Source organism: Bacteroides sp. ZJ-18 (genome assembly GCF_011038705.2).
In the GTDB taxonomy this organism is placed as follows: Bacteria; Bacteroidota; Bacteroidia; order Bacteroidales; family Bacteroidaceae; genus Bacteroides; species Bacteroides hominis.
The window spans coordinates 1,511,277-1,524,936 of record NZ_CP072198.1; the positions used below are offsets into that span (position 1 = coordinate 1,511,277).

Annotated in this window: 11 protein-coding genes and 2 pseudogenes; 5 read left to right on the forward strand and 8 right to left on the reverse strand. The window is 39.9% G+C overall.

Annotation, left to right across the window (positions count from 1 at the left end; translation table 11 throughout):
• Positions 1 to 179: 179 nt before the first annotated feature.
• The 4 genes from G7Y45_RS06010 to G7Y45_RS06025 all read right to left on the reverse strand — a co-directional run bounded on the left by G7Y45_RS06010 (position 180) and on the right by G7Y45_RS06025 (position 4,876).
• On the reverse strand, positions 180 to 356 hold the full coding sequence (locus tag G7Y45_RS06010; RefSeq protein ID WP_005810613.1) for a DUF4250 domain-containing protein: 177 nt from the start codon (positions 354 to 356) through the stop codon (positions 180 to 182).
• 95 nt (positions 357 to 451) lie between these two features.
• Positions 452 to 1,675 carry a hypothetical protein gene (locus G7Y45_RS06015; RefSeq protein ID WP_165016329.1) on the reverse strand — a complete coding sequence of 408 codons (1,224 nt, stop codon included), beginning with the start codon at positions 1,673 to 1,675 and terminating at the stop codon, positions 452 to 454.
• Between the two features lie 33 nt (positions 1,676 to 1,708).
• A complete protein-coding gene (locus G7Y45_RS06020; RefSeq protein ID WP_165016326.1) occupies positions 1,709 to 4,048 on the reverse strand; it encodes a TonB-dependent receptor in 2,340 nt (779 codons plus the stop codon).
• 12 nt (positions 4,049 to 4,060) lie between these two features.
• Positions 4,061 to 4,876, reverse strand: a complete 816-nt coding sequence (locus G7Y45_RS06025) for a class I SAM-dependent methyltransferase (protein WP_165016323.1) — start codon at positions 4,874 to 4,876, stop codon at positions 4,061 to 4,063.
• 188 nt (positions 4,877 to 5,064) lie between these two features.
• Here G7Y45_RS06025 and G7Y45_RS06030 point away from each other — a divergent pair, with 188 nt between their 5' ends.
• Complete coding sequence (locus G7Y45_RS06030; RefSeq protein WP_022011409.1) at positions 5,065 to 6,072, forward strand: helix-turn-helix transcriptional regulator; 1,008 nt, start codon at positions 5,065 to 5,067, stop codon at positions 6,070 to 6,072.
• A 155-nt stretch (positions 6,073 to 6,227) separates the two neighbouring features.
• Here the strand turns inward: G7Y45_RS06030 and G7Y45_RS06035 are convergent, their stop codons facing one another.
• From G7Y45_RS06035 to G7Y45_RS06045, 3 genes and pseudogenes are all read right to left on the reverse strand, one after another.
• The gene (locus G7Y45_RS06035; protein WP_165016321.1) at positions 6,228 to 6,962 is read right to left on the reverse strand and encodes a bifunctional 2-polyprenyl-6-hydroxyphenol methylase/3-demethylubiquinol 3-O-methyltransferase UbiG; all 735 of its coding nucleotides are present in this window, start codon (positions 6,960 to 6,962) and stop codon (positions 6,228 to 6,230) included.
• A 973-nt stretch (positions 6,963 to 7,935) separates the two neighbouring features.
• Positions 7,936 to 8,232 (reverse strand): annotated as a pseudogene (locus G7Y45_RS06040) (helix-turn-helix domain-containing protein).
• A gap of 3 nt (positions 8,233 to 8,235) precedes the next feature.
• Entirely contained in the window at positions 8,236 to 8,433 is a 198-nt protein-coding gene (locus G7Y45_RS06045; RefSeq protein ID WP_165016319.1) for a helix-turn-helix domain-containing protein, read from the reverse strand.
• 368 nt (positions 8,434 to 8,801) lie between these two features.
• Here G7Y45_RS06045 and G7Y45_RS06050 point away from each other — a divergent pair, with 368 nt between their 5' ends.
• Both G7Y45_RS06050 and G7Y45_RS06055 read left to right on the forward strand, forming a co-directional pair.
• Positions 8,802 to 9,989 (forward strand): ATP/GTP-binding protein, encoded by a 1,188-nt coding sequence (locus G7Y45_RS06050; RefSeq protein WP_165016317.1) that lies wholly within the window; start codon positions 8,802 to 8,804, stop codon positions 9,987 to 9,989.
• Positions 9,990 to 9,998: 9 nt separating this feature from the next.
• Complete coding sequence (locus tag G7Y45_RS06055; RefSeq protein ID WP_165016315.1) at positions 9,999 to 10,616, forward strand: RloB family protein; 618 nt, start codon at positions 9,999 to 10,001, stop codon at positions 10,614 to 10,616.
• Positions 10,617 to 10,710: 94 nt separating this feature from the next.
• Here the strand turns inward: G7Y45_RS06055 and G7Y45_RS06060 are convergent.
• A pseudogene (locus G7Y45_RS06060) lies at positions 10,711 to 11,082 on the reverse strand (tyrosine-type recombinase/integrase); the annotation flags it as partial.
• Between the two features lie 238 nt (positions 11,083 to 11,320).
• Here G7Y45_RS06060 and G7Y45_RS06065 point away from each other — a divergent pair.
• Both G7Y45_RS06065 and G7Y45_RS06070 read left to right on the forward strand, forming a co-directional pair.
• Positions 11,321 to 11,524: a helix-turn-helix domain-containing protein gene (locus G7Y45_RS06065; protein ID WP_371729390.1), complete on the forward strand. Its 204-nt coding sequence runs from the start codon at positions 11,321 to 11,323 to the stop codon at positions 11,522 to 11,524.
• 4 nt (positions 11,525 to 11,528) lie between these two features.
• Entirely contained in the window at positions 11,529 to 13,655 is a 2,127-nt protein-coding gene (locus G7Y45_RS06070) for an N-6 DNA methylase (protein WP_165016312.1), read from the forward strand.
• Positions 13,656 to 13,660: the final 5 nt, after the last annotated feature.

Here is a 13,660-nt window from a genome sequence, read left to right on the forward strand (position 1 = left end):
ACACAGGATTTACACAAATAAATATCATTAGCTATCGATAGATTAAGCTCGTTCTGTGGAACTCTGTGGTGAATTATGCTTTCTCCGTCTTGTATTCCGATCTACTATCCGAAGCATTTATTATCCACCGGATATAAGAATTACAAGGTTACGGGAATTAAAGCAGGGGGATGCCTGTTTTACCAAAATTTATTCTGTTCGGCATTGTATTCAAATCCGGCCGATTCCAGTTTGCCAATCAGTGTTTCTTTATTGACATTCATATCGTCACATAGTTCATCGAGCGATTTGTAACAATCGCGGAGTTTCATGTTGATGACGCTGAACAACATCATCGGGTCTTCTGGAAGTTCCATAATCATTCTTTTTTAAACGGCTGCAAAGATACGGTAACTCTGTTTATTCTGCAAGAAGAGCCCTTGTTTATTAGAACCATGAAAGGCATCGGTCTTTATTTATCAAAATAGTGGCATAATATCGGATTACCTACTGTAGTCAATATGGCTTCTTTAGACACCTCACCTGTCTGTATGTCCAGAGAGTAGATACCTTTCGCTTTAGTCGAAGAGTTACCTATCAGCACAGTTCCTTTGTAGAGGGCAAGCATGACTCCGAAACCATTGGAAAGGTCGAGTCCCTTGATCTTTTTCATGGACCGGTCGTATAGGTTTATTTCTACAGCGAGATCGGCGATGGCGGTATGTCCTTGTTCTCCGGGCTTGTAGTAACCGGGCATATTGATATAAGCATATGCTTTTCCATTGTTTACATACCGGATGGCAGAGATAAATCCCGCAGTTTTTTCTTCTCCGCTGATGTCAGTTCCCGTAATGGTCCAGCGATACGTTGGGTCGAACTCAGTCTCTCCTGCCTTGATACGTAATATTCCGGCATTATGACCTTTGACCATGCCAAAGGCACCGACACACGAAATATAGATATCCTTTTTTTCATCCATGAAGATTGAATAGCGGTCAATCGGACGGGTAGGCATGGAGATACCACTGGTTTTGTCTGTAATCATTTTCAGTAGTTTATCCGTTTGAGTGTCTATAATGGCAATGTCGCTGTATGGACGGTCCTGTGGAGGAACCCATCCGCCCACCATCTGGCTGAGGCCTACGTATAAAAGTCCGTCGCGCAACAACATGGCAGAGGGGTCCGGATTATTGTCGGACACTCCGAGAGAAGACAGATCGATCTCTCCCTTCTGGACCATGGTGATAGGGTTGAAAATAGCGATCTTGCCCAGTCCTGCCATAGATAGGTAGGCTTTTTCAGCAGAAGCGAAAACAATATTGGTGGCCGAAGAGTTGGGAGGCAATTTCATTGTTCCTGTTTTTGATAACCGGCCGTTGACTCTTGTGTATTTCACCAGTTCGTTTTTACTGTCACCCATGTATCCCGGGAATACAAAGATGTCGTTTCCTTCAATAACCGGATATGCTCCTTCGTAGGGAATGGGAATTCCGTTGTTATTGTTGGTGTTCTGCGGAAATTCATCACGGATCAGCTGCAGGTAAGCGGCTCCCGTCATACCATCGGGGTTGGGCAGAATAGTTGCCAGGGCGATGTTAGCATTGTCGGCCGGGACTTTAGGGTCAGGATCCTTTTCGCATGCCGAAAATACAAGTGCAGTACCGGCAAGTGCCAGTGTCAGATTTCTAATCTTCATAGTTCTCTTGGTTTTTAAATAAATAATCTTGTTTCATTTCAATACATATCTCAGCCTTACTCCCCAATTGCGTCCGGGTAGAGGACGGTTGAATTCGGACATCATCCGGGCATTAGTCAGATTGTTTATCCGTGCTGTGATGATGAACCGTCCGTTCATGAAGCTATGCTCTATTCCGACGTTGGCAGAGAAGGTGCGTGGTATTCTTCGCTCTTGGAACCGGCTTTGTTCAAAGTCGTAGAAATACTCTTCAACGAAAGAACCGTCCGTAAAGATGCGGGTATTCTGCATTTTGCCTCCGAATAGATTTTCTTTATGAAATTCCAGTCCGGCGTTTGCCAGAAGATAGGGGATGTTAGGCATCCGGCTACCTTTGGTCGGGTTGGGGACATGAGTGTTCGGTTCGAACTTTCGTACATCCCGCAAATCCTGATAGGTCATGTTGCAGTAGCCGTAAAGCCAGTGGGTAAGGTCCGCTTTCACCTCTACTTCTGCTCCCAAAGTGCGCATTTTTCCGAAATTCTGGTATTGCGATTGCAGATAACCTCCGGTAAACCGTATCATATTCTCGAGATACCCATAAAAAGTGTTCAATTCCAGTTGAAGATTACTGGCAGACTTTCCGGTACGGTCGAACAGGAACCCCAGATTGATGCTTGTGTTCCGTTCCGGGAGCAGATTTCCGGAAGGAGCGACTGCATATCCATCGCCCAAAAGTTCACTTTCGGCAGGCAGGCGTACGTCATATCCAACCGAAAACTTACCCATGAAGTCCGGAGTGAATCTGTAACGGAGGGCATTGCTGATACCGAAATCCCGTTTCAGCATGTCTACTTTTTCTGCTTCCGATGACATAATACTGCTCATGTGAGTATTCATGCCGTATGTATAATACTTCACGTTAAGTGAATTCAGGAAAATATCATTGTTCGTGCGGAAGTCGTATCCTATTCCGGCAATCCAACTCATCATCGTACTTTTGAAGTTGGTTTTATAACCGACAACTTTGTCCTTCAGGTCATCCTTAGGATGTCCGGAGGCATAACTGAACAGTGAGTTGAAGTTAACAGAATGGTTGTTGTTGATAACGTAGTTCAGGTGTAACTTGTGGGTGATTGTATGTTTCTCGTTTCTGGCGTTTGAAGCCCATTTGCCTATTTCCCCTCCATATTCGGATACGGCGGGGTAAGTGGTACCGTCCCAATTGTACCGATATGCGGCGGTATCCACCATATGAAATACCGTATAAGCATAGGCCAGATTCGATTCCATATCGAGCCCTTCGACAAGAAAGTTTTCTTTCTCCAACTTGTTGGCAAAGAGGAAAGCGTCAGAGTAAGTGTGGGCTTTTTCAATATTATATTCGATTCCTTGGATTTCTTTGAAAGTGTGCATAAAGACAGGTTCAAACTCAATCAGGTCGAACCACCATTTACGTGCTTTCAGACTACCTGCAACAGCTAACTTTTTAAATTTATCGTGGTTACGTTTAATGACAAGCCCCTCTTCGAAGGGAGATTCCATCTTATAGTTGTTGTCAGAATAGGTATAGAATCCCCCGCCTCCGAATTCCAGTCCTTTAGAAGCAATATTCCGTTTGGTTACCAGTGAAAGCTTGTGGGTATTGAAACTTTCGATGCTGTAGCTGGCATCGAGGTACTTGGGCGGATACTCCCTGATGACAATGTTTACAGCTCCGCCTACGGACGATCCGCCAAACCTTGCGGGTACCACTCCTTTGTAGATTTCAATTCGGTCGATCATCTCCACGGGTATGTCATTAATGTCGATGAAGTCCGAATTATCATTCATCGGGCTTCCGTCAATGAAGAAACCGATTCGTTTCCCCTCCAGACCGCGTACCGATACCCGGGACGCACTGCCTACACCTCCTGTGTTACGGATGGTTACACCTACGGTTTTCGACAGGACATCTTGCACATTGCTGACCGTCCCCTGTAGTTGTTGCATGCTGATTACCGACATAGGCATGGCCTGCTCGCGCAGTTGGCGGGCTTCACTTTTGGCTGTGATGACAACTTCATCCAGTGACTGAGTTTCCGGTTCCAGACGGATAACCAGCTTTTTACCTTTGGTATTCGGAATCGTTATTTCCTCTTTCCGGGTGTGATATCCCATAAACGAAAAAGTGACCGAATAACGTCCCGCAGGAGCTTCGATGAGGAACTCCCCGTTTTTATCCGCCGAGACACCTTTCTTCAGTGCTTCTATATATATGTTGGCACCTGGGAGTATTTCCTCGTCATTGGTGTCGATGATGACTCCGCTCAGTTTGCCTGGTTGTGTTTGGGCCGGGAGGCCGCTGCACAGTGAGAGCAGAGTGATGATGAAAACACAGATTTTATTTCTCATATCCTGTTCTCCTTATTTAGATGATTGTTGTTGGAACTTCATATGTACTATCCGGGACGATTTCCGTAAAGATGGGAATAGTGGGAGCATCACTTTGAAGAACAGAGGCCATCGTTTTTTTAAGCGGTCCATGTACAGGTATTCCTTAATCACGTGTAGTCCCGGATACCAGTCTTCCATCTCATATACGTTGTCTGTTCCCCATCGGAATGGTGCGTTATACTTCTTTACGTCCGGATGCCATTTGTAGTTCCGGGCTGTCCATGTATTAATTACGTCGAATGCCATTTCCGCATGGTGGAAGCGTTGTCCGATCCAGTAAATTAACTCTCTGATATCTTCTTCTTTGAAGTACATCATCACTCCTTCCGATATGATCAGCAGAGGAAGACCTCTGGGAACAGAGTTCATCCATGAATCATCGAACATCGACCGGGCGATCATTTTATAATTATCCGTTTCCTTGAAGAAAAGTTTTCGTAACCCGATGGATTCTTCTACGTCGATGTCTAACCAAAGGCAATTGTGCAATGGAAGTCTTTTGCAGCGTGCATCCAGTCCGCATCCCAGATTTACGACGGTAGCTCCCTTAGGGTGTTTCGACAGGAAGTCGAGGATGATTTCGTCCAATACGAGGGTACGGGCAATTGTGCCCACCTGCGAACCTTCCGAAACTTTGTCTTTCGAAGAACTTGCCAGTTCGATTCGGTGGAGTATATCTATGGCATAAGGGTCTTTGATAGCGCCGTTGGGTTTTACTGTTTCTATAGCCCTTATTCGCAAGGTTATAAACAGAGTTTCGGGAACTCCTGATAAATTTACTTTCATGTTTAGTTTCTGCTTTTATATTTCCGGTTGTTGTTTATTATTCGTGGAGAATTACCTATTAATGGGGATTGTGCCGATAGGTGGCTTATTGTAATTTTGTATCTACTCTCCAATTGGAGACAAAAGTAGAGCCTTACCGGCTTTTACTGCTTACGCGAAAAGGAACTTGACTTTAACTTAAAGGAATAATGATGGCAACTCGGTTAATGAAACATGATTTGCATGAAATGATGCTGGAATGGCCCGTACAGAATCTGGCGGGAGAGAGCCGGACAGAAAGAAATAGTTATCGGATTGACAATGGGTATCTGAAGGCGACATTCGAAGAAATATGTACTCCGTTTTTTTCGATTATGGAACATCATATATCATGTGAGGAGTCCATTGAGATGTATGCACAGGCCGATGAATATCATGCTGTTTGGTTTTGTGCCGCCTTAGCCGGACACGTCACTTGTTTTTACGACCCTATTACCCGGAGTGAGGAGTGGAACAAAGGAGATGCCAATCTCCTGCAATGTGACGGGATAGACTCATGCGCCTGTTTCCCTAAGCATACGCCGTTTCACATGATGGAGATTATGCTTTCCAACGATTATATCCGTGAACTTGCCGGACAATATCCCGACCTGTTTGGTAATGAAGATATCGAAACCATTTTTTGTGATAGACTCTACAGGGCATATCGGACAAATCGCCCTTTTTGTACCGGTATTTATAAAGCGTTGAGTGATATTAAGCTTTCACAGCTGAATGGGAATATGGCACTTATGTATGTGGATGCCAAGATTAGGGAAATTCTTTCGCTTTTTCTCGCACGGCGGGGAGGAGAGGAGTGTCTTCATTGTTCGTGTTCTGTCGGGATAGAGTGTGATAAGATCCATCATGCCAAGGCCATTATTGAGCAGGAGTATCTCAATCCCCCTTCGCTTCATCAGTTGGCATTGCGGGTAGGTACCAACGAATGTACTTTAAAACGAGGTTTCAAAACGGTATTTGGTACCACCGTGTTCGGTCATATCTTTGATTATCGTATGGAGATAGCCTGTCGTTATCTGCTGGATAGCAGTAAGACGATACAAGAGATCGGGGCATGTGTCGGTTATGAATATCATGCCCATTTCTCTACGGCCTTCAAACGGAAGTTCGGACTGACCCCTCTGGAATACAGGTGCAGCCGTTTGGGCGCCTCCTGAGGTGACGACGGGATTGCCGTCCGACGGAATAAATGGTAAAAGCGTTTGAAAAAACTTTCTTTATCAGCAGATTTACACGATAATATCATTGGGATAAATCCGTATATGAAGTCTGGTCTGTGAAAGTTTGCGCGGGTTTTGCTCCCTTTGCTTGTTCAGACTTTGACGGCAGAAACAGCCAGCATCATAGGCCGTCTCAATTCCTCTTCCATATCCTTGATCTGTTGCAGCATCTCTTTAGTCGGTTGAGGCTCTATCACATTGGTTATGGTAAATCCGGCCTGCAATAGTCCCTGCAATATGGAAGTTAAAGTATGATGGAATTTCACTACCGTTTCTCCCAAGAAAGAAGTCTCCCGGTATCCTTCAGTGAAATAATGATCTACCGGCCAGTGCTGTGCGGTTCCTGCTGTGTTGTAAAACCAATCTTCGTTTCCGTGTGCCGTAAATATCGGATGTTCCATTGTAAACACGAATGTTCCTCCTTGGGCTAATGTACGGTACACCTTTCGGAATATCTCTTCTAAATTTTCAATGTAGTGTAAAGCCAGTGAACTGACAACTACATCAAAGCGATTTGACGGATAATCATAGTCTTCTATCCCTATCCGGTGATATTCTATTTTGTCGGACTCCTTCTTTTTTTCAGCCTCTTGTAGCATTTTCTCAGACAAATCAATACCCACCACATGGCTTGCTCCTTTAGAAGCTGCATACATGCAGTGCCATCCATAGCCACATCCCAAATCAAGTGTCCGTTTCCCTTCAAAATCAGGTAATATCTTTTCCAGTGTCGGCCATTCTCCCGCACCTTTCAACCCTTCTTTTGAGCGTAGCATCTCGCCATATTTCTCAAAGAAGGATTCTTTATCGTAAACATTCTCCTTCATAAATTATTAATCGTTTCTGTTTATACATCTTGCCCTGCATTTCGCCTATGTATTAACCGCTGAAGAGGCAAAAGTACGAAAGATAATCTGTTGGTTATCGGAATAGATCGTATTTTTGTGCCGATATCCACTTTGCTTTTCTTTGATCCTGGGAATTTTCTATAAAGTTATTAACAGGATAATTGATTGATATGTAGGTGATAGTCTTTTTTTTATCGGGTTTATGAACAACTTTATAGAGAGCTGCTGCCTGCTTTGAGACATCTTTTTGGATTCGTTGTTGGTGGAAACTTGTCTATGGCTTTAAATACACTCATAGCGAAATTAGATACTAAATCCAGAAGCACTTCGACTAAAGTTCTTTTCATCCCTTTGGAAAGTAGCTTTCTTCACCTGACTTTAAGTTACTTTCTTTCTCTGTTTTTCATTTAATGCTTTAGCACTTTGGAACAGGTAGTATCTTATTTAAGAACTTGCTTCTTAGTTTCCTTTTCACTGCAGAGTATACAGGGAGAATCCCTTTTATCTTTCTTATTCAACAGCTTTTGAACAAAGTTATTAACAAGATAATTCTCTGGTTATCTGTGGCTTGTTTTGTAGTAAGCAGATTTTATGAACAGGTGTGAAGAAGGAACTTGTTGATAACTGGGAGAGGGGTATTAATAAAATAACCTCAGAATTGATTCTGAGGTTATTTCAGTGATCCGCCTGGGGCTCGAACACTTTATATTATGCTTCTGTAACCATTTGATTATCAACCTTTCTAAGATATCAAGTTTGTGAAGTCCTCCGATTTCACCCTGTATTACCTGCTGCATTTTACAGTGGTATTCATCCTTCTATCATGTTACAAAGTTACGAAATTTCTATTTGATATGCTAATTTATGAGCCATTAATTGAACGTAGTACTCTTATAATCAGATGAATATTATACAGAACGCCTTTGATAATATTTCAGACCGGATAGAGAATCTACTCTTGAAAAGCCTTACAATAATTATCTTCCAATAACTTTTCCACATCTGATTCTTTATACAAGATCTTCCCCCCTAACTGATAATAAGGAAGCATTCCATTGTTACGATACTCTTGCAAAGTTCTTCTGCTAATTTTCAATCATTGGGCTAACTCCTTATCTGTAATATATCGCTCTCCATTCAATGGAGGACGGCTATTATCTACGATCTTGTTCATTTTCACAAGCATACTGTCCAATGCCTTGAAAAAAGCAACAACCTGTTTGTTGTCTTTCATTATAATACCTTCCATGACCTATTCATTTATATTTTTTGATTTTAATTTTTTTTCTTTCCGTTGAAGCCCGACAAAAGTCAATAATGCCTCTACATCCTCCGGTTTATAGAAAATCTTGTGCTGAATTTGTGAATAAGGTAATTTACCGTTATCTCTTAGGGTTTGTAATGTCCGGGGAGAAATATTCAATCTCAAACATACATCTTGGCTATCCATTCATGCACTAAGATTTTTGACATCGACTTTTTGACAAAGCGAATCTACTTGTTTTGTAAAAGCGTTGAATTGATTCATCATCTTTTCAAACAGTTTGGTTTCAATGTAAATGACTTCCATAATAATGATATTTTTTAAGTTGCACCATAATTTTGATGCAAGATAGGGCGTATTTGCATGATTTAGGTTATAGTGTCATTTATTGTCACGGAAAGTCAGCTATTTTCATAAAGAATGGAATTAATCAACTGGTGATGATACGAAATTACCCCAAAAGATAAAAAAGTGAAATAATAGCAAGAAAAGTATTTTTTATGCAGATTATTTCTTATTTTTGTATGAAAGTTACGAAATGAAAGGGTGAATGTATGATTAGAGAACTCAGTATAGAAAATTTCATGTCAATACGAAAAGAGCAGGTGTTATCTTTCGAGGCTACCAAAGACAAGACCTCTCATGAGTTATTGACTGTCGAAATCAAACCGGGGATGCGGTTAAATCGTATGCTTATACTTTATGGGGCTAATGCTTCCGGGAAGAGTAATATTCTCTATGCCTATGAAACAATCTGGAGAATGTTGGTTTCTCCCTATACTAATAAGCTGCAGGCCATACCTTTTTATCCGTTTGCTTTGGATAAGGATAAAAATACCCGATTGTCCGTGTCCTTTTATATAGGGCAAGTACGATACGACTATTCAGTGGAGTATAATAACCGCTATATCATTTCTGAGAAAATGGAATATGCTCCTAATGGAGTATTATCTTTATTTTATAGTCGGAAGTTTGTCCATGAAGATGTAGTACCGGATATTGAATTTGGTCGTACAGTCGGTTTGCATTTGAAAAGTAAGAAAACAATTGTAGACAATACTTTGAATAACCATACTGTACTGTCTACTTTCGCAAAAGTATCTTTAAATGAAGATGCAAAGATATTCCGTGATACCTATAACTGGATTGTTCGGTATGTGCATGGCATGAAGGGAAATGCTCTTTTGGATATTGCCCAACAGTTGATTGATAATAAAGAGAAGAAAGATTATTTTATATCGGCTATGCGAAAGGCTGATTTTAATATTTCTAATATAAGTATTGACAATGAAGCAAGAATGCAAAGTGGCAAAGATGTATTTTTTACTCATCACACCATAGATGGATCTGATTTTACTTTATCTTCTATTGACCAATCATTGGGGACATTACGCTATTTTCAGCTACAGGAATGCATGTTCAATATGTTGCGTGAAGATCATATATATAGTTTTGATGAAATAGAAAGTAATTTGCATTATGATCTTTTGCTCCATTTTCTGACGACTTTTATGATGAATACAGTCAATTCGCAAATACTGTTCACGACACAAGACCAGCAGTTATTGGATGAAGAATTTATACGTCGGGATATGGTTTGGTTTACTGAGAAATCAAAGGAAGATGCCTCTACTGAACTTTATTGTGCTTCTGAATTTGGATTGCACAAAAATCTATCTCTTTATAAGGCATATAGAACAGGAAAACTTGGTGCAAAACCGGAATTAGGTTCTATTTTTTAAGGAGGTGATATGAAAACGCGAAAAACAAGAACTACAATAGCTGTTATCGGTGAAGGACCGACTGAAAAGTATTATTTGAAGTCATTAGAAGGTGTTATCCATGCACAAGTGAAACCAGTGGTTCCGAATCATGCGACCAGCATGGCAGAACTTGAACGCCGGATTGAACAGTGCATTGACGATGGGTATAATATGGTATTCTGTCTCATTGATATGGATAATAAGAAAGATGGGCGTAATCGTGATAATTATCTGAAACTAAAAACAAAATATCATCAAAAAACGATTGCCAGAAAACGTCAGGGAACAGAAAGTATGATACGTTTCTTTGAAAACGAACGTTGTTTAGAGATTTGGTTTTTATACCATTTCAAATATACGACTCAACGGTTTAATAGTTCTGATGAGTTGGCTAAAGAAATGGAACGTGTCTGCAAATATGAAAAAACTGAAGACTTTTTAGGTAGGAAATGCAAAGGACTGCATAATTTTTTGCTGGTTAATGGTGGTGATTTTGAAAGAGCTGTTGCGAATGCAGAGAAATCCATGTTGTCTAAAAATAGAGAATCCCGTGAATATACTTATAGTGAAATGGCAGATTTCTTTCATGAAGTAATGAGAAAATAGACTATATTCTCTCCTCATTAATTAGTTAGTGTAATAGATAGAAATCAATTCATAATTGATGATTTTTATCTATTGACATTTACCACGTAATAACTTAATCTACAATTTCTTGCTGCTCCAATGCAGTACGCCGCAAATATATCCTTGTCGTTTCTATGCTCTCATGTCCCATGAGGTCTGCCACCAAAGAGATGTCATTGAATTTTTCTAAAAAGTTTTTAGCAAAGCGATGACGGAAAGAATGAGGATAAATGACTTTAGGGTTTATTCCATATTTCTCTGCAAAGTTTTTAAGTTACAGGGAAATTCCTCTGGTAGTGATTCGTTCTCCAAAGTGATTCAAGAACAGATAGCCACTTTCTCTATTGGTGGATGCAAGCCATGTCTTAGCCTCTTCTTTTAATTTCTTCGGTATGAAAAGACGGTGTGTCTTTTCTCCTTTTGTATAGATGTTAAAGTAGCCTATATACCATTGCCCGTTTCTCTCTCAGAATTTTCAGTTCACTCATTTTCTAATCAGTTTTTTGATTGTTTTATGGCAAACTTACCGTACGAGCGAGACCCTTTACTGAAACTTTGTCTCGGTATTACGATGATTATTAAATAAATCAAAAGTTACTTTTTTGATTTGCGATAGTGGATATAGCAAAATCCTCACTATATTTGTAGCTAATACATGGTATTTCTAACGGAAAATGATTTGTATGAAGCTTAATAGAATTAAGGAAGTACTTGAAGACAAGGGGATAACGCAGACTTGGTTAGCAAAAAAACTTGGTAAAAGTTTTAGTATTGTTAATGCCTATGCGTGTAATCGTCAACAACCGCCGCTCGAAACTCTATTTGAGATAGCCGAGATATTGGGAGTTGGAACAGAAGATTTATTGATTAAGAATAATAAAAAATAAAAATATGCAAAGTCGAATAGAAGAAGGTCTACAAAAAGGCCTTATTAAATTTGCAAATGCGGACAGGTCTCAGATTGTCTATATCAATTACGACAAACCGAGGAATTATAATAATCCCGAAGAGCAAGTGCAGGCAGAGGCATTTCTTCGGCTTGTTTTGGAGAGTGGATACAAGCCTGAACGAATAAAACAATATGTAAAAGTTACTCAAGGCTCCTCTGTAAAAGAAGCCGATATTATTGTTTACAATGATGATGAGTGCTTACAACCACATATCTTAGTTGAATGTAAAAAACAAGATGTCAGTGAACAAGAATTCCAGCAGGCTATTGAACAAGCCTACAGTTATGCCTACGCTTTGCCTAATGATGTTAAATATGTTTGGGTAACATCTTGGCTTAAAAATGAATATTTTGAAGTTGACAAGAAACTGAATACACGAAAGCAAGAGCCTGACATACCACAGTTTGGAGTTAAAGAATTAGCACCATATAGATTCGTTTATGATGCAGATAAATTACCTATAACTGAGGGGAAACAGCGCTTTGCAGATCTTGCAATAATCGAGCAGAGTGACTTAACTCGCAGTTTTAAGTTGGCTCATGATGCGTTGTGGGCTGGTGGCCAATTAAATCCATCAGAAGCATTCGATGAATTAGATAAACTGATTTTCTGTAAAATTTGGGATGAACGAAAATACCGTAAAATAGGAGAACCGTATGACTTCCAAATAATAACCATAAGTAAAAACGAAGAGCCTGATCCTATTAAGCGCAGACAAAAGGAGAATGAAAGTTTATACAAGCGAATCTTAGCTCTCTATGAAGAAGGTCGAAAAAAAGATGCAGAAGTATTTAGAGATAATATTCGTTTATCCCCAGAAAAAATTCGGACGGTTGTCGGATATCTCGAAAGTATAAATCTTGGAGAAACTGATTTAGATAGTAAAGGGAGAGCCTTTGAAACCTTTATGGATTCATTTTTCAGAGGAAATTTTGGACAATATTTCACTCCTCGTCCAATCGTAAAATTTGCCACAGATATTTTACCTATCAAGAACACTTCATACGTCCTTGACAGTTCGTGTGGAAGTGGAGGATTCTTGCTATATGCACTTAACAAAGTCAGAGAACAGGCAACTGCGTTATATCCGAATTATAAAACAGATCCGAAACAATATGCTCGTTGGCATAAGTATTGGCATGATTTTGCAGAAAATAATCTTTATGGCATTGAGATAAACGAACAAATCTCAAGAGCTGCAAAAATGAATATGATTATTCATGATGATGGTCATACTAATGTTATTACCTCTGATGGGTTAATTTCAGACAAGGAGATAGAACGAATTACAACCAATAGAGGATTTAAGTATAATCATTTTGATTTTATTATCACGAACCCACCTTTTGGAAGTACTATTAGATTAAGCGAGAAAGCTTACATGAAGACCTATCGTTTCGGTCTTAAAGATCAAGATTGGTTAGCAGTGAAACCAGCCAAAAGCGAAAGAGAGAATCAGAGTACCGAAATTTTGTTTATAGAACAAGCTTATCGTTTTTTGAAAGATGAAGGTTTTTTAGCTATTGTCATACCTGATGGTATTCTAACCAATAGTTCATTGCAGTATGTGCGCAATGGCATAGAAGAGATGTTTCGTATTGTTGCAGTTGTTTCTATGCCTCAAACAGCATTTACGGCCACTGGTGCTGGTGTTAAAAGTTCTGTTTTAGTTCTTCGTAAATGGGGAGAGCGAGATAGTGCCAACATTACCGCAACCAAGCAAAGTATTGAATCGGAGATATTGAAAAAAACGAACTACTTAGTTAAAGTAAATGCTTTGACCAGAGAAAAAACATCAAAGCTCAAAATGCTTTCCAAGTCATTAAACGAAGCTGAATTGAAAATAGAAAAAGCAGAAATAAATAATTGGTATAATGAAGAAATTACTTCATTGAAAGAGATGTTGCAAGAAAAATACGATATTGCTAAACGCGAGCGACTTCCGGACTATCCAATTTTTATGGCGATAGCAGAAGATATAGGTTACGATGCAACAGGAAAACCTACGGCAGCGAACGAGTTGGATTATATAGCTCAAGAGTTAAGCAAATTTATTTTATCACTTTAATTGCA